The organism is Pseudomonas linyingensis, from assembly GCF_900109175.1.
Lineage (GTDB): Bacteria > Pseudomonadota > Gammaproteobacteria > Pseudomonadales > Pseudomonadaceae > Geopseudomonas > Geopseudomonas linyingensis.
The window spans coordinates 329,434-348,451 of the sequence record NZ_FNZE01000001.1 but is presented as its reverse complement, the minus strand read 5'-3'; the positions used below and the strand labels follow the sequence as shown (position 1 = coordinate 348,451).

Here is a 19,018-nt window from a genome sequence, read left to right as displayed (position 1 = left end):
CTGCGATTACCTCAGCTTCAGGGTGGACAGGCCGATCAGCACCAGCACCACGGTGATGATCCAGAAACGCACGATCACCCGCGGCTCGGGCCAGCCCTTGAGTTCGAAATGGTGGTGGATCGGCGCCATGCGGAACACCCGCCGGCCGGTCAGCTTGAACGAGGCCACCTGGATCACCACCGATAGGGTTTCCATGACGAACACCCCACCCATGATGAACAGCACCAGTTCCTGACGAACGATCACCGCGATGGTGCCGAGCGCAGCACCAAGGGCCAGCGCACCGACGTCGCCCATGAACACCTGGGCCGGATAGGTGTTGAACCACAGGAAGCCGAGGCCGGCGCCGATAAGCGCGCCGCAGAACACGATCAGTTCGCCGGCGCCCGGCACGTAGGGGATCAGCAGGTATTCGGCAAACCGCACGTTGCCCGCCAGGTAACAGAAGATGCCCAGTGCGCCGCCGACCAGCACGGTCGGCAGGATCGCCAGACCGTCGAGGCCGTCGGTGAGGTTGACCGCGTTGCTCGAACCGACGATGACAAAGTAGGTCAGCACCACGAAGAGGATCCCCAGGGGGATCTCGATGTTCTTCAGCAGCGGCAGAAACAGGGTGGTTTCCACCGGAGTGGTGGCGGTCAGGTAGAGGAACAGCGCGGCGCTGAGGCCGAACACCGACTGCCAGAAATACTTCCAGCGGCTCGGCAGACCGCGGGAGTTCTTCTCGATCACCTTGCGGTAGTCGTCGACCCAGCCGATCGCGCCGAACAGCAGGGTCACCGCCAGCACCACCCACACGTAGCGGTTGGCGAGATCGGCCCACAGCAGGGTGCTGATGGCGATGGAGGACAGGATCAGCGCGCCACCCATGGTCGGCGTGCCCTTCTTCGACAGGTGCGACTGCGGACCGTCGTCGCGCACCGCCTGGCCGATCTGGCGGGTGCGCAGGGTCTTGATCATCCAGGGACCCAGCCACAGCGACAGGGCCAGCGCGGTGAGCACGCCGAGGATCCCGCGCATGGTCAGGTACTGAAAGACCGCGAAGCCTTTGTGGAACTGTTGCAGATACTCGGCCAACAGCAGCAGCATTTAGTGTTCTCCAGCACTGGCACAGAACGCAGCGACGACGTTTTCCATCGCCGCGCTGCGCGAGCCTTTGATCAACAGGGTGGTTTCCGGAGACTGTTCGGCAGCCAGTGCGGCAATCAGTTCAGCCTGATCGGCAAAATGTCGCGCGCCGGTACCGAACTCGCTGACCGCATGGACCATCTGCGGGCCTACGGCATACAACGCCGAGACCTTGCCACGGGCATAGGCGCCCACCTCGCGGTGACTCGCCTCGGCCCAGGCACCCAGTTCGCCCATGTCGCCGAGCACCAGGACGGTGCGTCCGGAAAAGCCGGCCAGTATATCAATCGCCGCCCGGATTGACGCCGGATTGGCGTTGTAACTGTCGTCGATAACCCGCATTCCAGAGGGCGCCAACTGCGCCACGGCACGCCCCTTGACCGGCTGCAGGTTTTCCAGCCCGCTGCGGATCGCCTCCGGCGCCACGCCCAAGGCATGAGCGGCTGCGGATGCGGCCAGGGCGTTGGCCACGTTGTGCTCGCCGAGCAGGTTGAGCTGGATGCGCAGTTCGCCAACGGGGCCGACCAGGGTGAAGGCCGGGCAGCCGCGGGCATCGCGCGCCAGCTCGCGGGCCGTGAAGTCGGCGGCGCCGTGCAGGGCAAAGCTCAGCACCCGGCGCTGGCCGGCGCGCCGCACCCAGACACCGAAGGCCGGATCGTCGCGATTGAGCACTGCCACGCCGTCGGCAGCCAGGCCCTCGAGGATCTCGCCCTTAGCCTCGACGATCTTTTCCGGACCGCCGAATTCGCCCACATGGGCGGTGCCGGCGTTGGTGATGATCGCCACCTGCGGGCGAGTCAGGCCGACGGTGTAGGCAATCTCGCCGACATGCGAGGCGCCCAGCTCGATCACCGCGCTCCGGTGCTGCGGCGCCAGTTCGAGCAGGGTCAGCGGTACGCCGAGGTCGTTGTTGAGGTTGCCACGGGTGGCCAGCACGGCGGCGGCATCGCCAGCATGGTCGGCGCGCAGGATGCTGGCGAGCATCTCCTTGACCGTGGTCTTGCCGCTGGAGCCGGTGACCGCCGCGACCCGGCCGCGGAACGCGGCGCGGTTGAGCGCGCCGAGCCGGCCGAGGGCCAGGCGGGTGTCGGCCACCACCAGCTGGGGCAGCTCGACCGCCTCCTGCTCGCGCTCGACCAGCGCGGCGGCGGCACTCTTGCTGGCCACCTGCTCGAGATAGGCGTGACCGTCGAAGCGCTCGCCGCTGAGGGCGACGAACAACTGGCCCGGCTCGATCGAGCGACTGTCGATGCTCACCCCGTTGAAGAAGGCATCGGCCCCGGCCAGTTTTCCCTTCAGTGCTCCCAGCACACTGCTCAGCATCCAGGCTTCAAGCATCCTGCACCTCGCGAGCGGCCAGCGCAGCGGCGGCCTGGTCGATATCGGAGAACGGGTGACGCACCCCGTCGATTTCCTGGTAGTCCTCGTGGCCCTTGCCGGCCAGCAGGATCACATCGTCGGCCGTGGCCGCCGCAATCAGCTGGGCAATCGCCACGCCGCGACCGGGGGCGAAGTGCACCCGCTCGGGCTGGCGGAAGCCGGCACGGATGTCGGCAATGATCTGCTCGGTCGGCTCCGAGCGCGGATTGTCGTCGGTGACCCACACGCCATCGGCCAGACCCTCGACGGCGGCCGCCATCAGCGGGCGCTTGCCGCGGTCGCGGTCGCCGCCGCAGCCGAACAGGCACAGCAGGCGGCCACGGGTATGCGGGCGCAGGGCCTCGAGGACCTTTTCCAGAGCATCGGGGGTGTGCGCGTAGTCGACCACCACCAGCGGCTGCCTGCCTCCGCCAAGGCGCTGCATGCGCCCGAGCGGCCCCTGCAGCTGCGGCAGCACGTGGAGGATCTCGTCCAGCGGATGGTTGAGGCCCATCAGCGCGCCGACCACCGCCAGCAGGTTGCTCAGGTTGAAGCGGCCAAGCAGCGGACTGACCAGCAGGCCGTCGCCCTGGGCGGTCACCAGACGGGCGCGCACGCCCGCTTCGCTGAACTCGGCTTCGGCGCAATACAGCGTCGCTGCAGGATCGATCAGGCTGTAGCTGATCAGCCGCGACGGCGCCTCGCGGGCGGCCAGTTCGCGACCGAACAGGTCGTCGAGATTGATCACCCGGCAGTACAGGCCCGGCCAGGCAAACAGGCGCGCCTTGGTCTCGCCGTAGGTCGCCATGTCGCCGTGATAGTCGAGATGGTCTCGCGACAGGTTGGTGAACACCGCCACGTCGAAGTCCAGCCCTTCGACCCGACCCTGATCCAGGCCATGGGACGACACCTCCATCGCCACCGCCTTTGCCCCGGCCTGCTTCAGGCGGGCCAGTTGCGCCTGCACCGCCAGCGGGTCGGGCGTAGTGTGGCGACCGCTCTGCAGGTTGTCGTGAAAACCGACCCCCAGGGTGCCGATCAGGCCGCAGCGCTGGCCGAGCAGGTCGAGCGCCTGGGCCAGCAACTGGCTGACGCTGGTCTTGCCATTGGTACCTGTAACTCCAACCAGCTCCAGGCTGCGGCTCGGATCGCCGTAGAAGCGCCCGGCAATCGCCGACAGCTGGGCCGCCAGGCCCTTGACCGGCACCATCACCACCGCTTCGGACGACGGGATATCCACCGCGCCTTCGGCCTCATAGGCAATCGCCGCGGCCCCGCGGGCGATGGCGTCGGCGATGTAGCCTCGACCATCGCTGTGGTGGCCGGGAATGGCCAGAAACAGATCGCCCGGTCGCAGGGCCCGGCTGTCCAGGCTCAGCTCGCGGATCAGCGCGTCACGCCGCGCCTCGGGAAACATCTTCAGCAGACTCATCGGCATCAGCCGCGTCCTCCATTGCCGGGCAACGCACCGGCCTGCTGCTGTTCGGGCAGCGGCGGCGGCAGGTTGTCCGGGGCTATGTTCATCAAGCGCAGGGCGCCGGCCATCACCTTGCTGAATACCGGAGCGGAAACCAGGCCACCGTAATAACCCTCGCCCCCCGGCTCGTCGATCACCACGACGGCGGCGAGACGCGGAGCGCTCGCCGGCCCGAAGCCGGCGAACAGCGAGCGGTAGGCGTTCTGCTGGTAACCCTTGCTGCCCGCGCTGGTCTTGCGCGCGGTACCGCTCTTGCCGGCGACGTGGTAGCCGGGTACCTGGGCGCGGTGGGCGCCGCCGGGGGCCTCGACCACCTGCTGGAGCATGCCCTGCACGGTCTTGGCGACCTCCTCGGGAACTACCTGGGTGGAGTTCGCCGGCTGATCGACCCGGGCCAGACTCAGCGGCACCATGCGGCCATTGTTGGCGATCGTCGCGTAGGCATGCACCAGCTGCATCGCCGTCACCGACAGGCCGTAACCGTAAGAGAGGGTCGCGGTTTCCGCCTGGGGCCACTTGCGGTGGTTGGGCAGATTGCCGACCTGCTCGCCGGGGAAGCCGAGGCCGGTATCCTGACCGAGGCCGACCTGCTGCATGACGCGATAGATCGACTCGCCGCCGATGTCGAAGGCGATCTTGCTGATGCCGACGTTGCTGGAGCGAATCAGGATGCCGGCCAGGTCGAGCACCGGGCCGCCGCCGCGGGACACGTCGCGGATCGTGAAGCGGCCGATGCGCAGGCTGTGGGGGTAGACCTCGACGGTATCGGTGGGCTGCCAGCGCCCGCTCTGCAGCGCCGCCAGCATCGAGATCGGCTTCACCGTCGAGCCTGGCTCGAAGACGTCGATCAGCGCCCGGTTGCGCATCGCCTGGGGCTGCAGGTTGCGCTTGTTGTTGGGGTTGTAGGTGGGGTGGTTGACCATGGCCAGCACTTCGCCGGTCTGTACGTCGAGAATGACCAGGCTGCCGGCCTTGGCCTTGTTCTCCACCAGGGCGTTGCGCAGCTCGCGGTGCGCCAGGTACTGCAGGCGCAGGTCGATGGACAGTGCCAACTCCCTACCCGGCTTGGCGTTGCGCGCCACCCCGACATCCTTGATCAGCCGCCCGCGACGATCCTTGAGCACCTCGCGCTGCCCCGGCACGCCTGCCAGCCACTGCTCGAAGGCCAGCTCGACCCCCTCGCGACCCTGGTCATCGATATCGGTGAAGCCGACCATGTGCGCCGTGACCTCGCCCGCCGGGTAGAACCGGCGAAACTCCTCGAGGCTGTAGACGCCGGGGATCTTGTGGGCGAGCACCGCGTCGCCCTGCTCGGGAGTCAGGCCGCGCGCCAGATAGAGGAACTCGCGCCCGGCATTCTGCTGCAGACGCCGGCTCAGCACTTCGGCATCCTGGCCCAAGGCAGCCGCCAGCGCCGGCCACTGCTGACGCTGGCGCATCAGTTCCTTGGGATTGCCCCACAAGGTGATCACCGGGGTGCTGACCGCCAGCGGCTCGCCGTTGCGGTCGGTGATCAGCCCGCGGTGCGCGGGAATCGGGATGTGCCGCACGCTGCGTGCATCGCCGTGGGCCTTGAGGAAGTCATGGTCGAACACGTGCAGGTCGACGATGCGCCAGGCGATCACGCCGACCATGCCCAGCAGGACCGCGATCACCAGGCGGAAGCGCCAGGGGTAGAGTGCGCCGTCGAGGTTGATCATGGCGCCACCATCCGCACTTCGCCCGGCTCGGGGATGCGCATCTGCAGCTGCTCGCTGGCCAGCGTCTCGATGCGGCTGTGAGCAGTCCAGGTGCTCTGCTCGAGAATCAGCCGCCCCCACTCGGCCTGCGCCTTGTCACGCACGCTGAGTTCGGCGTACAGCTGGTTGAGCAACTGGCGGTTCCAGTGCGCGCTCCACGCCACGGCCACCGCCGAGGCCAACACGAGGCCGAACAGCACCAGCATCAGCAGACTGCCGCTGGGCATGCTGTCGCTGGTGCGCGGGATCATCGCAGTTTCTCCGCCATACGCATGACCGCGCTGCGCGAGCGCGGATTGACCTTGAGTTCGGCAGCCGAGGCGTACTGGGGCTTGCCGAGCAGCTTGAGGCGCGGATCGAACTTCGCCACCTGTACCGGCAGGTCGCGCGGCAGGTTGTCGGCCTCGCCCTTCACCTGGCGACGCATGAACTGCTTGACGATGCGATCCTCCAGCGAGTGGAAGCTGATCACCACCAGGCGCCCCCCCACGGCGAGCGCTTCCAGCGCCGCCTCGAGACCGCGCTCGAGATCACCCAGCTCGTTGTTGATATGGATGCGCAGGCCCTGGAAGGCCCGGGTCGCCGGATTCTTGCCCTTTTCCCAGGCCGGATTGGCCACGGTGATCACCTCGGCCAGATCGGCGGTGCGGGTGAACGGGCGCTCGGCGCGGCGCTGCACGATGGCCCGCGCCATGCGTCGGGAAAAGCGCTCTTCGCCGTATTCGTAGAACACCCGGGCGATTTCTTCCTCGGAAGCCGAGGCGATCCACTCGGCCGCGCTGACCCCGGCATCCGGGTTCATTCGCATGTCCAGCGGACCGTCGTTCATGAAGCTGAAGCCACGCTCGGGATCGTCCAGCTGCGGCGAGGACACACCGAGGTCGAGCAGCACCCCGTCGATCTTGCCCTGCAGGCCGCGGGCCGCCACCTCCTCGCCGAGTTCGGCGAAGCTGCGCTGGACGATCTGGAAGCGACTGTCCTCGGCGGCCAGCTCGAGGCCGGTGGCGATCGCCAGGGGATCCTTGTCGAAGCCCAGCAGGCGTCCGCCCGGGCCCAGTTGACGCAGCACTTCGCGGCTGTGGCCGCCGCGCCCGAAGGTGCCATCCAGGTAGCAGCCCTCCGCGCGCACGGCAAGCGCCTCGACGGCTTCGTGGAGCAGGACGGTTACATGGCTGAAAGTGGCTGCATTCATATCAAAGAGTCAGGTTGAGTAATTCGTCCGGCAGTCCGCCGGGGCTCTTGATGGCCTGGAGATCCTCCGCGCAGCGCGTATCCCAGGCCTCTTCGTCCCACAACTGGAACTTGTTGAGCTGGCCGACCAGCACCGCACGCTTGTCCAGCCCGGCATATTCACGCAGCCGTGGCGGTACCAAAAACCGCCCCGCCGCATCCAGCTCCAGATCCACCGCATTGCCGATCAGCAGGCGCTGCAAACGGCGATTCTCTTCTCGCAGGGATGGCAATTCGCGCAGCTTGGTCTCGATCAGCTCCCATTCGGTCAAGGGATAAACGCTCAGGCAGGGATCGACGGCATCGATGGTCACGATGAGCTGACCGGCACAACGCGCCATGAACTCGTCACGATACCGGCTCGGCATCGTCAGACGACCCTTGGCGTCAAGGCTTATGGCGTTGGCTCCGCGAAACACGACAGTAATTCCCCCAGTGGACAGCCTTATATAGCTGATAAATCCACTTTCACCCACTTTCCCCCACCCTTACACACTATAGGAACCCGCCCTTGACCCAGTCAAGGCGACCCCAACAGGAAAAACCCTTACTGGACCGCAACTTAGAGAAGAGGCCGACAGACGGAAATGGGGATACGGGCAAATCGAGGAATAAAATCAATTCGCGCCAAAGAGCTATGCCAAGAACTTAAAGTTCATCATGAGGAGCAATAGCGTTTTGGAATTAAAAGGCAGGCAATAACATCAATAGCGGAGGGAGAAAAAGGGGAGAGCCGGCCTGTAAGCCGGGTTTTGTCGAGGACAGTCATTCCTCTAGGACCGCCATCACTGACGGCCTCAAGCAACCTACCCGGATCCAGCGCGGGCCACGCCAATGGATCCCTATTTGGTCTTGCTCCGAGTGGGGTTTACCTAGCCACGAACTGTTGCCAGCCGTGCGGTGCGCTCTTACCGCACCTTTTCACCCTTACCGGCGCTTGCGCGCTTAGGCGGTTATTTTCTGTGGCACTTTCCGTAGGCTCGCGCCTCCCAGGCGTTACCTGGCACTCTGCCCTATGGAGCCCGGACTTTCCTCCCCCCTGCAAGCAGGGCGGCGACTGTCCAGCCGACTCTCCGGCGCGCAGGGTACTCACTGCAGGCGCGGATAACAAGCTCAATCCTCGGCTTTCTGTCGCTCCAGCGCCTGCTGGTAGAGCAGATTCTTGCGCACCCCGGTGATTTCCGCAGCCAGCGCCGCCGCCCGCTTGAGCGGCAGCTCGGCCAGCAGCAGATCGAGCACCCGCAGCGCCTCGGCGCTCAGCGTCTCCTCGCCTGCCGGCGCCTGCCAGCCCTCGATCAGCAGCACGCACTCGCCACGCTGCTGGTTGCTGTCGGCCGCCACCCAGTCGTGCAGTTCGCCCAGCGGCGCTCCCTTGATGGTTTCGAAGGTCTTGGTCAGCTCGCGCCCGAGCACCGCCGGGCGCTCGACGCCGAACAGCTCGCGCAGATCGGCCAGGCATTCGAGCAGGCGATGCGGCGCCTCGTAGAAGATCAGCGTACGCGGCTCCTCCACTACGGCCTGCAGACGCTGGCGGCGCGCCGTGCTGCGCGCCGGCAGGAAGCCTTCGAAGACGAAACGATCGGACGGCAGGCCGGAGGCCGACAGGGCCGCAATCAGCGCACAGGCGCCGGGTACCGGCACCACCCGCACACCGGCGGCACGCGCATTGCGCACCAGGTGGTAGCCCGGATCGGAAATCAGTGGCGTGCCGGCATCCGATACCAGGGCCATATCGTCACCACCCAGCAGGCGCTGGATCAGCCGCGAGCCCTGTTCGCGCTCGTTGTGCTCGTGACAGGCGGTCAGCGGCGTATTGATACCGAAGTGCTGCAGCAGACGGGCGCTGTGGCGGGTATCCTCGGCGGCGATCAGCTTGACCTCGCGCAGCACGCGCAGCGCCCGCGCACTGATGTCCTCGAGATTGCCGATCGGCGTGGCCACGACATAAAGGGTACCCGGAGCGTTCACATCACCATCCCGTTGCCAGACAAAGTGCGTCATTGTAACGGGTTTCGCTGCACCAAGATCGCACCCGCTTCGGGGCTTGGGTACAATTGCCCCCTTTCAAGCCTGCGAATCGGAATCCTCCCCATGATCGCCAGACTGCGCCCCCTTTCCGTCCTCTGCCTGGCCGCCCTGCTCAGCGCCTGTGCCGGCAAGCAAACCGCCGGCCTCGGCGAACTGCCGGGCCAGCCCCAGGGCAGCACCGCGCAGCTGCTGCAACAGGCCGCGCAAAGCAAGCCGGAGCAGGCCGCACTGCTGCGCCTGGCCGCCGCCGACCAGGCGCTGGCCCAGCGTGACCTGGCCCAGACCCAGCAGATCCTCGATCTGATCGAGCTGGACAAGCTGCTGCCGGCCCAGCAGATCTTCGCCAGCACCCTGCAAGCCGAACTGGCGCTGGCACGCAACAAGCCCAAGGCCGCCCTGCAGGCCCTGCAGCACCCTAGCTTCGCCCGCCTCGGCGAACTGCCACTCAGCCAGCAGGCCCGTAGCCAGCTGGCCCGCGCCAATGCCCTGCAGGCCGATCAACAGCCGCTGGCCGCCGCCCGCGAGCGCGTGTTCATCGCCCCGCTGCTGGAAGGCCAGGCCGCCGCCAGCAACCACGAAGCGATCTGGGCCCTGGTATCCGGCCTGTCCAGCACTCAGCTGAGCAGCGCCGAGCCAGCCGGCGATGACCTCGCCGGCTGGCTGGAGCTGGCCACCCTCGCCCGCAGTAATGCCACGCCGGCCCAGCAGGTCGCGCGCATTGGCGAGTGGCAGGCCCAGCATCCGCAACACCCGGCCGCCCGCCAGCTGCCGCAGTCCCTGGTTGCTCTGCAGGAAATCGCCGCCCGCCCGCTGACCCGCATCGCCCTGTTGCTGCCGAGCCAGGGCCCCCTCGCCGGCCCAGCCCAGGCGCTGCGCGACGGCTTTCTCGCGGCGCACTACCAGAGCGGCAGCGAAACGCACATCAGCCTGCACGACAGCAGCAACCTGACCGACCTGAACGAGTTCTATCGCCAGGCGCAGGCCGATGGTGTGCAACTGGTGGTCGGTCCACTGGAAAAACCGCTGGTCGGCCAGCTCAGCCAGCAGGAGCAACTGCCGATCCCCACCCTCGCCCTCAACTACAACGAGAGCGGCGCCGAAGGCCCGGCACAGCTGTTCCAGTTCGGCCTGGCCGCCGAGGACGAAGCCCGTGCCGTCGCCGCACGCGCCTGGCAGGATGGCCAGCGCCGTGCCGTGGCCATGGTGCCAAGCGGCGCCTGGGGCAATCGCGTGCTGACCGCCTTCCGCCAGGACTGGGAGGCTCGCGGCGGCAGCCTGATCGCCGCCGAGCACGTCGACCAGCCGGTGCGCCTGGCCCAGCAGATCGCCGACCTGCTGCAGCTGCGCGCCAGCGAAGCACGCGCCAAGCGTCTGCGCGACACCCTGGGCAGCGAGGTCGAGGCCCAGCCGGCCCGTCGCCAGGATGTCGATTTCGTGTTCCTGGCCGCCACCCCGGCGCAGGCGCGACAGATCAAGCCCACCCTGGCCTTCCAGTACGCCGGCGACCTGCCGGTGTATGCCACTTCGCACCTGTACAGCGGCAACAACGAAGCGAGCGAGAGCCTCGACCTTGACGGCATCCGCTTCTGCGAAACCCCCTGGCTGCTCGGCGAGCCCGATCCGCTTCGCGAACAGGTGGTCGGCCAGTGGCCGGCTGCGGCTGGCAGCCTGGGCCGCCTGTACGCCATGGGCGCCGACGCCTACCGCCTGGCACCGCGTCTGGGTCAGCTACAGACCCTGCCGAGCACCCGCCTCGATGGGTTGTCCGGTAGCCTGAGCCTGGCTCCAGGACAGCGCATCGTGCGCGGCCTGCCGTGGGCGGAATACCGCAACGGCCAGGTCTATCGCCTGGAAACCGCCACCCAGTGAGCGACAGCCCGCGCCAGGCCCTTGGCCAGGCCGCCGAAGGCTGGGCGCTGACCCACCTGGAGGAGCACGGCCTGCGCCTGCTGGCGCGCAACTGGCGCTGCCGTCTCGGCGAGCTGGATCTGGTCATGCTCGACGGCGATACCGTAGTATTCGTGGAAGTGCGTTATCGACGCCATAACGCCTGGGGCGGCGCCGAAGCCAGCGTCGACGCGCGCAAGCGTGCCCGCGTCAGCGCCGCCGCCCAGGTTTTCCTGCAACAGCAACCGCGCTGGGCCCGCCGTCCCTGCCGGTTCGATGTAGTCGCGATCGGCCCCGCCGAACGCGCCTCGCCCCCGCGGCTGAACTGGATCCGCAGCGCGTTCGACGCCTGAACAGCCGCCCAACCGAAGGTCACCATGGACATGCAATCCCGTATTCGCCAGCTTTTCCAGGACAGCATCGAAACCAAGCGCCAGGCCATGGAAGTGCTCATTCCGCATATCGAGCAGGCCAGCCAGGTGATGGTCAATGCCCTGCTCAGCGAGGGCAAGATCCTCTCCTGCGGCAACGGCGGCTCGGCCGGCGATGCCCAGCACTTCTCCTCGGAACTGCTCAACCGCTTCGAGCGCGAGCGGCCGAGCCTGCCGGCCGTGGCGCTGACCACCGACAGCTCGACCATCACCTCGATTGCCAACGACTACAGCTACAACGAGATCTTCTCCAAGCAGATCCGCGCCCTCGGCCAGCCCGGCGACGTGCTGCTGGCGATCTCCACCAGCGGCAACTCCGGCAACGTGATCCAGGCCATCCAGGCCGCCCACGACCGCGAGATGACCGTGGTCGCCCTCACCGGGCGCGACGGCGGCGGCATGGCCTCGCTACTGCTGCCTGAGGATGTCGAGATTCGCGTACCGGCGCGCGTCACCGCGCGCATTCAGGAGGTCCACCTGCTGGCCATCCACTGCCTGTGCGACCTGATCGATCGTCAACTGTTCGGGAGTGAAGAATGAAACGATCCCCCCTGCTTCTCGCCACCTTGGCCCTGAGCCTGCTGCTGGCCGGCTGCGGTGCGCGCAGCGTCGGCAACAAGATCGATGACCAGTTCATCCCCGGCCGGGTCGCCAGCGAGATCCGCGCCAGCCACGCTGACCTCAACGACACCACTTCGCACATCGTGGTGACCAGCTACAACGGCGTGGTCCTGCTCGCCGGCCAGACCCCGCGCGCCGACCTGAAGGCCCTCGCCGAACAGGCCGCCCGCCGCGCCCAGGGCGTCAAGCTGGTGCACAACCACCTGCAGGTCCTGCAGCCCTCCTCGCCGCTGGCGCGCAGCACCGACGCGGCACTGACAGCCCAGATCAAGACGGCCATGCTCGCCGACAACACCGTGCCCAGCACCAAGATCAAGGTGGTCACCGAGAACGGCATGGTCTACCTGCTCGGCCTGATCACCCGCGCCGAAGCCAACCGCGCCACCGCCGTGGTCCAGGGCGTCGGCGGCGTACAGGGCATCGTGCGCCTGTTCGAGTACGTCGACTGAGGCGACTGGCGACCCCAACGTAAAACCCGGGCACAAAAAAGGCGATCCGAAGATCGCCTTTTTTGTGCCTGCCGGCAGCCTACTTGACCACCTTCAGGCTGGGCCGGCCGCTCGGACGCGGCGGCTCGTCGTCTCCGGACGGGCCCTCGTCACCCTCGCCCTCCTCCATGCCCTCCAGCACGAAGGACATGCCCTCGCCGTTTTCACGGGCATAGATGGCCTGCACCGCGGCCACCGGGATATACAGGCTCTGCGCCACCCCACCGAAGCGCCCTTCGAAGGTCAGCACCTCGTTGCCCATCTCCAGATAGCGCACCGCACTAGGCGACACGTTGAGCACGATCTGTCCGTCCTTGGCGTAGCCGGCCGGCACCCGGGCTCCGGGATAATCGGCAGCCACCAGCAGATGCGGAGTGCAGTTGTTGTCGACGATCCACTCGTAGAGGGCTCGCAGCAGGTAGGGACGACTCGAATTCATCAGCGGATCCTCAGCGCATCGCGCGCTCGGTAGCGGTCAGGCTGGCCTGGAAGCTGCCACGGGCGAACAGCCGCTCCATGTAGTCCAGCAGCGGTTTGGCCTGGCGCGGCAGCTCGATACCCAGCTGCGGCAGACGCCAGAGAATCGGCAGCAGACAGCAGTCGACCATGCTGAACTCCTCGCTGAGGAAGAACGGCTTGTCGGCAAACAGCGCGGCCACGCCGACCAGACTCTCGCGCAACTCCTTGCGCGCCTGCACGCGGACATTCTCCGCAGTGCGCGCATCCAGAACCTGATCGACCCGCGAACACCAGTCGCGCTGGATGCGGTGCATCAGCAGACGACTGTTGGCCCGCGCCACCGGATAGACCGGCAGCAATGGCGGATGCGGATAGCGTTCGTCCAGATATTCCATCACTACGCCCGGCTCGTACAGAGCCAGGTCTCGGTCCACCAGGGTCGGCAGACTGGTGTAGGGGTTCACCTCAGCCAGCTGCGCGGGACACTGCCCCGGCAGAACCTCGATGATTTCGGCGCTCACACCCTTCTCGGCGAGCACGATGCGCACCCGGTGCGAATAGTGATCGGCGGGATCGGAATAACAGGCCAAGCGGTTGATCGCAGCCATCGGCTCTCCCTCCAGTCAGGATATTTTCATACGGCAGAAACACATGCGCGCCCCGGAGGGCGCGCATGTGTGGAGGCTGGAGCGACGTATCAGTGCACGTCTTTCCAGTACTCGCGCTTCAGCAGGTAGGCGAACACGAAGAAGAACGCCAGGAACAACAGCACGTAGGTACCGATGCGCTGGCTCTCCAGCTTCACCGGGTTGGCCGAGTAGGCCAGGAAGCTGACGAGATTCTTGATCTTCTCGTCGAACTCCGCCTCGCTCAGCTCACCGGTCTTCGGCACGATGGTCAGCTGGTCACAGGCTTCCTCGGTCACCGGGGTGCCGGTCAGCGGATCGAAGACCTTCTTGCTGTCCTCGACCACCTGCACCTGCTTGCAACCGATGACCTGACGGCCCTGCAGGCTGCTCAGCACGTTGGGCATGCCGACGTTCGGGAACACCTTGTTGTTCACGCCGTACGGACGCGCCGGATCTTCATAGAAGGTGCGCAGGTAGGTGTACAGCCAGTCCTCGCCACGCACGCGGGCCACCAGGGTCAGGTCCGGCGGCGCAGCGCCGAACCACACCTTGGCATCACTCGCCTGCATGCCGGTCTTCATGTGCTCGCCGATCTTGGCGCCGGTGAACACCAGGTTCTCCAGCATCAGTTGCTCAGGAATACCAAGATCCTTGGCCACGCGCTCGTAACGCTGGAACTGGGCACCGTGGCAACCCATGCAGTAGTTGGCGAAGGTACGCGCACCATCCTGCAGGGCAGCCTTGTCGGCCAGATCGACGTCCACCTTGTCCAGGTGATACTCGGCACCACCTGAAGCAAAGGAAAAGGCCGGCAGCAGCGCGAAAATCAGTGCAGCAAATTGCTTTTTCATCAGCCAGTCACCCTTTCCGGAACCGGTTTGGTCTTCTCCATCCGGGTGTAGAACGGCATCAGGATGAAGAAGGCGAAGTACAGAATGGTGCAAACCTGGGACAGCAGGGTACGGCCCGGAGTCGGTGCCAGCACGCCCAGCACGCCGAGGATCACGAAGGATACGCAGAACACCAGCAGCCAGATCTTGCTCAGCCAGCCCTTGTAGCGCATCGAACGCACCGGGCTACGGTCCAGCCAGGGCAGCACGAACAGCACGGCGATTGCACCACCCATGGCGATTACGCCGAGCAGCTTGTCCGGAACGGCGCGCAGGATCGCGTAGAACGGGGTGAAGTACCACACCGGAGCGATGTGAGCCGGAGTCTTGAACGGGTTGGCCGTTTCGAAGTTGGGCTTCTCGAGGAAGTAGCCGCCCATTTCCGGGAAGAAGAAGATCACGGTGCAGAACACGAACAGGAACACCACCACGCCGACGATGTCCTTGACGGTGTAGTAGGGGTGGAACGGGATGCCGTCCAGCGGAATGCCGTTCTCGTCCTTCTTCTTCTTGATGTCCACGCCATCCGGGTTGTTCGAACCCACTTCGTGCAGCGCCAGGATGTGCAGGACAACCAGGCCCAGGATCACGATCGGCAGGGCGATCACGTGCAGGGCGAAGAAGCGGTTCAGGGTGATCCCGGAGATCAGGTAGTCACCACGAATCCACTGGGTCAGATCGGCACCGATCACCGGGATCGCACCGAACAGCGAGATGATCACCTGGGCGCCCCAGTAGGACATCTGGCCCCACGGCAGCAGGTAGCCCATGAAGGCTTCGGCCATCAGCGCCAGATAAATCAGCATGCCGAAGATCCACACCAGCTCGCGCGGCTTCTGGTAGGAGCCGTACATCAGGCCGCGGAACATGTGCAGGTACACCACCACGAAGAACGCCGAAGCGCCAGTGGAGTGCATGTAGCGCAGAATCCAGCCGTACTCCACGTCGCGCATGATGTATTCGACGGAGGCGAAAGCCTCCTCGGCGGACGGCGTGAAGCTCATGGTCAGCCAGATACCGGTGAGGATCTGGTTGACCAGCACCAGCAGTGCCAGCGAGCCGAAGAAGTACCAGAAGTTGAAGTTCTTCGGAGCGTAGTACTTGCTCAGATGATCTTCCCACATCTTGGTGGCGGGAAAGCGGGCGTCAACCCATTCCATGAATTTGCTCATCAGGCTTTCTCCTGATCCACACCGATGATGATGACGTCATCGGATTCGTAGGAGTGCGGCGGGACCGGCAGGTTCAGCGGCGCCGGCTGCGCCTTGTACACGCGACCGGCCAGGTCGTAGCGGGAGCCGTGGCAGGGGCAGAAGTAGCCACCCAGCCACTCGCCACCGAGGTCGGCCGGAGCGACTTCGGGACGGAAGGACGGCGAGCAACCCAGGTGGGTGCACAGGCCCTCGAGGACCAGTAGACCAGGCTTGATCGAACGAACCTTGGGGTCCACATAGGTCGGTTGGTCGGAAGCCTTGGACTCCGGATCCGCAACGGCACCCTCGAGCTTGACCAGATTGGCCAGAGTCTCTTCGGTGCGGCGAACGATGAACACCGGCTTGCCGCGCCATTCAGCAATGATCTGCTGACCTGGTTCGATCTTGCCCACGTTCACCTTCACCGGAGCACCGGCTGCCTTGGCCTTGGCACTGGGGAACCATGACCCCACGAACGGGACCGCAGCTCCGACAGCTCCAGCCGCCCCCACCACCGAAGTGGCGGCGACGAGGAACCGACGTCGGCCCACATTCACGCCGTCATTACTCATTCAGTCGTCTCCCATCAGCTTTCTGTGACCTGCCCGGGCAGGCACTCTAGTTAAAACCAGCTGCGCAAAAAATCCGCCAGATGGTAATGAAAAGCCCCTTTTCTGACAAGGCAATAACTGGCAACAAATACCGGCAAGCCCTTGAAACACAAGCCCTTCGCGGCTGCGGCAGACTGTCGCAGACAAATCCTGCGCATAAAAAAACGCCCAGATCCCTGCGGAACCTGGGCGTTTCATTGAAGCTTAGTCGATTAACGCTTCGAGTACTGCGGACGCTTACGCGCCTTGCGCAGACCGATCTTCTTACGCTCGACTTCACGGGCGTCACGAGTGACGTAGCCGGCCTTGCGCAGCGAGCTGCGCAGGGTTTCGTCGTACTCGATCAGAGCGCGGGTGATGCCATGACGAATGGCGCCAGCTTGACCGCTCACGCCACCACCAGCGACGGTGACGTAAATGTCGAACTTCTCGACATTCTCGGTCAGCTCGAGCGGCTGACGAACCACCATGCGGGCAGTTTCACGGCCGAAGAACTGGTCCAGGCTGCGGTTGTTGATGGAGATCTTGCCAGTACCCGGACGCAGGAATACACGCGCGGTAGCGGTCTTGCGACGGCCGGTGCCGTAGTTTTGAGTCGCCGACATTATTGAGCCTACTCCGTTAAATCTTCAGTTCTTGGGGCTGCTGAGCGGTATGCGGGTGGTTGGCACCAGCGTATACCTTCAGCTTGCGATACATGTCGCGACCCAGCGGGTTCTTCGGCAACATGCCCTTGACGGCGGTCTCGAGGACGCGCTCAGGAGCACGGGCGATCAGCTTCTCGAAGTTGATCGACTTGATGCCGCCCGGGAAACCGGAGTGGTGGTAGTACATCTTGTCGGTGGTTTTGGCACCGGTAACACGCACCTGCTCGGCATTGATCACGACGATGTAATCGCCGGTATCGACATGCGGGGTGTACTCAGGCTTGTGCTTGCCACGCAGACGGATAGCGATTTCAGTGGCAAGACGACCCAGGGTCTTGCCAGCAGCGTCGACAACGTACCAGTCGCGCTTAACAGTTTCCGGTTTCGCAGAGAAAGTTTTCATTAGTTATAGCCTCAGGGGCCACCTGAAATATCAAGCAGCAAATCATACTGGACAGTACTTGCCTTTACAACAAGGCAACCGCGGCCAACTGCAGACACTAAATCGGGGGGGGCTCGGGTCAGTGCGTCTGCATTCGGCAAAATCGGCAGGTTAGGCATTCCCACCGAGCAGGACGGGCTAGGCATCCCCGTCACGAAAGCCGGGGAATTTTACCGAGCCGCGCAGAAATTACAAGCCGAATTTGCCCTCTTCGCCAGTGAACCACCTGCCTCAACGCTGACCACGGGTCTGTTGGTAGAGCGGCATGACCCTTGGAATGGCCGCCTTGAGGTTGGCCATGCGGGTGGAGGACGACGGGTGGGTGCTCAGGAACTCGGGCGGCCCGCCGTTGCTGGCACGGGCCATCTTGTTCCACAGGGTGATGGTCGCATTGGGGTCGTAGCCGGCACGCGCCGCCAGCTCAAGGCCGATCAGGTCGGCCTCGTTCTCGTTGCCGCGGCTGTTGGGCAGGGTCATGCCGTACTGCACCGCGGCATCGGCCAGCTGGCCGCCGGCCTGGCCGAGGCCCAGCAGGGCCACCGCAGTCTGCTTGGCCAGTTCGGCGCCGTAGGCCTTGGACATGGCCTCGCGGCTGTGCTCGCGCAGGGCGTGGGCGATCTCGTGGCCGAGCACCGCCGCCAGTTCGTCGTCGGTAAGGTTGAGTTTCTCGATCAGCCCGCTGTAGACGATGATCTTGCCGCCCGGCCCGACGTTGGCATTCAGCTCGTCACTGGCGATCAGGTTGGTTTCCCAGTTCCAGCCGGCGGCATCCGGACGGAATACCGGGGTCTGCGCGATCAGCCGGCGGGTCACGTTACTGACCCGCCGGGCCAGGGCGCTGTTCTTGTCCAGCTTTCCGGCGCTGGCCGCCTTGCTCAGGGTCTGCTGGTAGGACTGCGCATACATCTGGTTCAGCTCTTGACTGGACAGCATGGTGAACATGTACTGCTTGCGCTCGACGCCCACGGCGCCAGCACTGGTGGTATTGACCGCCTGGCAACCGGCCAGCAGCAGCGCGCCAGCCAGACCGGCAAGGCGAAGGACACGATTCATGAAAAACACTCCCGGAAACGCAAGGGTTGCATCGTAGACAGCCGTGTTGTTTCAGACAATCGGCCACGGACCGAGTTCAGGCCGGCGTCAGGCACTGCGGCCCCTCTTCCTGCGGGCTGTTGCCCAGCCCGGCGAGCAGGCGCTCGCGCAGCGGCAGGGGCGGGGCCTGCAGCAGCGCCTGCAGATCCTCGGGGGTGGCCGCCGGATCCAGCCACACGGCCTCGCCGGCGGCGTCCAGCAGCAGTGGCCGGCGCTGCGGCCCGGCCGCCACGGTGACCACCGCGGCGCTCAGGTAGACCCGCTCGCCGGCCGGATAGGCCTCCCACAATGCTGCCATCGACAGCAGCGGTCGCTCCGCCGAGCTCATCCAGAACGGCCGGCGCCGCGGCCCGCGCCACTCGTAGAAGCCGTTGGCCGGCAGCAGACCGCGGCGCTGGGCAAACGCCTCGCGGAACAGCGGCTGCTCGGCCAGGGTTTCCGCGCGCGCCTGCGCCGGCGAGCGGGACAGGTCGCGCAGCCACGCCGGGGTCAGCCCCCAGCGCACCAGCGCGGCCTCGTATCCCGCCACGCCGGCACGCAGCAGCAGCACCTGCTGGGCAGGCGCTATATTCCAGCGCGGCTCCAGCCCGACCGGGAAGCCGGGCAGCGCCGCCAGCGACGGCGACCAGCGAAACAGGGCAAAACGTCCACACATGGAGGGGCTTAC

Annotated in this window: 21 protein-coding genes and 1 other RNA gene; 4 read left to right on the top strand and 18 right to left on the bottom strand. The window is 65.6% G+C overall.

Going from position 1 to position 19,018, the window contains the following annotated elements:
- Positions 1-6: 6 nt before the first annotated feature.
- The 9 genes from mraY to rsmI all read right to left on the bottom strand — a co-directional run bounded on the left by mraY (position 7) and on the right by rsmI (position 8,901).
- Entirely contained in the window at positions 7-1,089 is a 1,083-nt protein-coding gene (mraY, locus tag BMZ19_RS01780) for a phospho-N-acetylmuramoyl-pentapeptide-transferase (RefSeq protein WP_090305966.1), read from the bottom strand.
- A complete protein-coding gene (locus BMZ19_RS01775; RefSeq protein WP_090305963.1) occupies positions 1,090-2,466 on the bottom strand; it encodes a UDP-N-acetylmuramoyl-tripeptide--D-alanyl-D-alanine ligase in 1,377 nt (458 codons plus the stop codon).
- Positions 2,459-3,925, bottom strand: a complete 1,467-nt coding sequence (locus tag BMZ19_RS01770; protein WP_090305960.1) for a UDP-N-acetylmuramoyl-L-alanyl-D-glutamate--2,6-diaminopimelate ligase — start codon at positions 3,923-3,925, stop codon at positions 2,459-2,461. Before BMZ19_RS01770 ends, BMZ19_RS01775 begins: the two co-directional genes overlap by 8 nt.
- A complete protein-coding gene (locus tag BMZ19_RS01765; RefSeq protein WP_090305958.1) occupies positions 3,925-5,664 on the bottom strand; it encodes a peptidoglycan D,D-transpeptidase FtsI family protein in 1,740 nt (579 codons plus the stop codon). Before BMZ19_RS01765 ends, BMZ19_RS01770 begins: the two co-directional genes overlap by 1 nt.
- On the bottom strand, positions 5,661-5,954 hold the full coding sequence (gene ftsL / locus BMZ19_RS01760; RefSeq protein ID WP_090305955.1) for a cell division protein FtsL: 294 nt from the start codon (positions 5,952-5,954) through the stop codon (positions 5,661-5,663). Before ftsL ends, BMZ19_RS01765 begins: the two co-directional genes overlap by 4 nt.
- Positions 5,951-6,895: a 16S rRNA (cytosine(1402)-N(4))-methyltransferase RsmH gene (rsmH, locus tag BMZ19_RS01755; RefSeq protein ID WP_090305951.1), complete on the bottom strand. Its 945-nt coding sequence runs from the start codon at positions 6,893-6,895 to the stop codon at positions 5,951-5,953. Before rsmH ends, ftsL begins: the two co-directional genes overlap by 4 nt.
- 1 nt (position 6,896) lies before the next feature.
- Positions 6,897-7,352: a division/cell wall cluster transcriptional repressor MraZ gene (mraZ, locus tag BMZ19_RS01750; protein ID WP_090305945.1), complete on the bottom strand. Its 456-nt coding sequence runs from the start codon at positions 7,350-7,352 to the stop codon at positions 6,897-6,899.
- 306 nt (positions 7,353-7,658) lie between these two features.
- Positions 7,659-8,006, bottom strand: an RNA gene (gene rnpB / locus BMZ19_RS01745) — RNase P RNA component class A.
- A 40-nt stretch (positions 8,007-8,046) separates the two neighbouring features.
- Positions 8,047-8,901, bottom strand: coding sequence for a 16S rRNA (cytidine(1402)-2'-O)-methyltransferase (gene rsmI / locus BMZ19_RS01740; RefSeq protein ID WP_244517078.1), 855 nt, complete (start codon positions 8,899-8,901; stop codon positions 8,047-8,049).
- A gap of 123 nt (positions 8,902-9,024) precedes the next feature.
- Here rsmI and BMZ19_RS01735 point away from each other — a divergent pair, with 123 nt between their 5' ends.
- Genes BMZ19_RS01735 through BMZ19_RS01720 form a run of 4 tightly spaced genes read left to right on the top strand, consistent with a single transcriptional unit; the run spans position 9,025 to position 12,349 of the window.
- Positions 9,025-10,830 (top strand): penicillin-binding protein activator, encoded by a 1,806-nt coding sequence (locus BMZ19_RS01735; RefSeq protein ID WP_090305939.1) that lies wholly within the window; start codon positions 9,025-9,027, stop codon positions 10,828-10,830.
- Positions 10,827-11,201 carry a YraN family protein gene (locus BMZ19_RS01730; protein ID WP_090305936.1) on the top strand — a complete coding sequence of 125 codons (375 nt, stop codon included), beginning with the start codon at positions 10,827-10,829 and terminating at the stop codon, positions 11,199-11,201. The genes BMZ19_RS01735 and BMZ19_RS01730 overlap by 4 nt, the downstream gene beginning before the upstream one ends.
- Positions 11,202-11,225: 24 nt before the next feature.
- Positions 11,226-11,819, top strand: coding sequence for a phosphoheptose isomerase (locus tag BMZ19_RS01725; RefSeq protein WP_090305933.1), 594 nt, complete (start codon positions 11,226-11,228; stop codon positions 11,817-11,819).
- Complete coding sequence (locus BMZ19_RS01720; protein WP_090305930.1) at positions 11,816-12,349, top strand: BON domain-containing protein; 534 nt, start codon at positions 11,816-11,818, stop codon at positions 12,347-12,349. Before BMZ19_RS01725 ends, BMZ19_RS01720 begins: the two co-directional genes overlap by 4 nt.
- Before the next feature lie 79 nt (positions 12,350-12,428).
- On the opposite strand, the gene BMZ19_RS01715 is transcribed toward BMZ19_RS01720, so the two are convergent.
- The 9 genes from BMZ19_RS01715 to BMZ19_RS01675 all read right to left on the bottom strand — a co-directional run bounded on the left by BMZ19_RS01715 (position 12,429) and on the right by BMZ19_RS01675 (position 19,006).
- The gene (locus BMZ19_RS01715; RefSeq protein WP_090305928.1) at positions 12,429-12,827 is read right to left on the bottom strand and encodes a ClpXP protease specificity-enhancing factor; all 399 of its coding nucleotides are present in this window, start codon (positions 12,825-12,827) and stop codon (positions 12,429-12,431) included.
- Between the two features lie 10 nt (positions 12,828-12,837).
- Entirely contained in the window at positions 12,838-13,455 is a 618-nt protein-coding gene (locus BMZ19_RS01710) for a glutathione S-transferase N-terminal domain-containing protein (RefSeq protein WP_090305925.1), read from the bottom strand.
- An 89-nt stretch (positions 13,456-13,544) separates the two neighbouring features.
- On the bottom strand, positions 13,545-14,327 hold the full coding sequence (locus BMZ19_RS01705) for a cytochrome c1 (RefSeq protein WP_090305922.1): 783 nt from the start codon (positions 14,325-14,327) through the stop codon (positions 13,545-13,547).
- Positions 14,327-15,538 (bottom strand): cytochrome b, encoded by a 1,212-nt coding sequence (locus BMZ19_RS01700; RefSeq protein WP_090305919.1) that lies wholly within the window; start codon positions 15,536-15,538, stop codon positions 14,327-14,329. The genes BMZ19_RS01705 and BMZ19_RS01700 overlap by 1 nt, the downstream gene beginning before the upstream one ends.
- Complete coding sequence (gene petA, locus BMZ19_RS01695) at positions 15,538-16,131, bottom strand: ubiquinol-cytochrome c reductase iron-sulfur subunit (protein WP_090305916.1); 594 nt, start codon at positions 16,129-16,131, stop codon at positions 15,538-15,540. The genes BMZ19_RS01700 and petA overlap by 1 nt, the downstream gene beginning before the upstream one ends.
- Positions 16,132-16,382: 251 nt before the next feature.
- The gene (gene rpsI / locus BMZ19_RS01690; RefSeq protein ID WP_090305913.1) at positions 16,383-16,775 is read right to left on the bottom strand and encodes a 30S ribosomal protein S9; all 393 of its coding nucleotides are present in this window, start codon (positions 16,773-16,775) and stop codon (positions 16,383-16,385) included.
- Positions 16,776-16,791: 16 nt separating this feature from the next.
- Positions 16,792-17,220: a 50S ribosomal protein L13 gene (rplM, locus tag BMZ19_RS01685; protein ID WP_090305904.1), complete on the bottom strand. Its 429-nt coding sequence runs from the start codon at positions 17,218-17,220 to the stop codon at positions 16,792-16,794.
- 270 nt (positions 17,221-17,490) lie between these two features.
- Positions 17,491-18,312: a M48 family metallopeptidase gene (locus BMZ19_RS01680; RefSeq protein WP_090305902.1), complete on the bottom strand. Its 822-nt coding sequence runs from the start codon at positions 18,310-18,312 to the stop codon at positions 17,491-17,493.
- A gap of 76 nt (positions 18,313-18,388) precedes the next feature.
- Positions 18,389-19,006, bottom strand: a complete 618-nt coding sequence (locus tag BMZ19_RS01675) for an SOS response-associated peptidase (protein WP_090305896.1) — start codon at positions 19,004-19,006, stop codon at positions 18,389-18,391.
- Positions 19,007-19,018: the final 12 nt, after the last annotated feature.

Excerpts from the sequence above, each read along its gene's own strand:
- mraY (WP_090305966.1), bottom strand. The coding sequence starts at position 1,089 with ATGCTGCTGCTGTTGGCCGAGTATCTGCAACAGTTCCACAAAGGCTTC.
- BMZ19_RS01775 (WP_090305963.1), bottom strand. The coding sequence starts at position 2,466 with ATGCTTGAAGCCTGGATGCTGAGCAGTGTGCTGGGAGCACTGAAGGGA.
- BMZ19_RS01770 (WP_090305960.1), bottom strand. The coding sequence starts at position 3,925 with ATGCCGATGAGTCTGCTGAAGATGTTTCCCGAGGCGCGGCGTGACGCG.
- BMZ19_RS01765 (WP_090305958.1), bottom strand. The coding sequence starts at position 5,664 with ATGATCAACCTCGACGGCGCACTCTACCCCTGGCGCTTCCGCCTGGTG.
- ftsL (WP_090305955.1), bottom strand. The coding sequence starts at position 5,954 with ATGATCCCGCGCACCAGCGACAGCATGCCCAGCGGCAGTCTGCTGATG.
- rsmH (WP_090305951.1), bottom strand. The coding sequence starts at position 6,895 with ATGAATGCAGCCACTTTCAGCCATGTAACCGTCCTGCTCCACGAAGCC.
- BMZ19_RS01735 (WP_090305939.1), top strand. The coding sequence starts at position 9,025 with ATGATCGCCAGACTGCGCCCCCTTTCCGTCCTCTGCCTGGCCGCCCTG.
- BMZ19_RS01725 (WP_090305933.1), top strand. The coding sequence starts at position 11,226 with ATGGACATGCAATCCCGTATTCGCCAGCTTTTCCAGGACAGCATCGAA.
- BMZ19_RS01720 (WP_090305930.1), top strand. The coding sequence starts at position 11,816 with ATGAAACGATCCCCCCTGCTTCTCGCCACCTTGGCCCTGAGCCTGCTG.
- BMZ19_RS01715 (WP_090305928.1), bottom strand. The coding sequence starts at position 12,827 with ATGAATTCGAGTCGTCCCTACCTGCTGCGAGCCCTCTACGAGTGGATC.
- BMZ19_RS01710 (WP_090305925.1), bottom strand. The coding sequence starts at position 13,455 with ATGGCTGCGATCAACCGCTTGGCCTGTTATTCCGATCCCGCCGATCAC.
- BMZ19_RS01705 (WP_090305922.1), bottom strand. The coding sequence starts at position 14,327 with ATGAAAAAGCAATTTGCTGCACTGATTTTCGCGCTGCTGCCGGCCTTT.
- BMZ19_RS01700 (WP_090305919.1), bottom strand. The coding sequence starts at position 15,538 with ATGAGCAAATTCATGGAATGGGTTGACGCCCGCTTTCCCGCCACCAAG.
- petA (WP_090305916.1), bottom strand. The coding sequence starts at position 16,131 with ATGAGTAATGACGGCGTGAATGTGGGCCGACGTCGGTTCCTCGTCGCC.
- rpsI (WP_090305913.1), bottom strand. The coding sequence starts at position 16,775 with ATGTCGGCGACTCAAAACTACGGCACCGGCCGTCGCAAGACCGCTACC.
- rplM (WP_090305904.1), bottom strand. The coding sequence starts at position 17,220 with ATGAAAACTTTCTCTGCGAAACCGGAAACTGTTAAGCGCGACTGGTAC.
- BMZ19_RS01680 (WP_090305902.1), bottom strand. The coding sequence starts at position 18,312 with ATGAATCGTGTCCTTCGCCTTGCCGGTCTGGCTGGCGCGCTGCTGCTG.
- BMZ19_RS01675 (WP_090305896.1), bottom strand. The coding sequence starts at position 19,006 with ATGTGTGGACGTTTTGCCCTGTTTCGCTGGTCGCCGTCGCTGGCGGCG.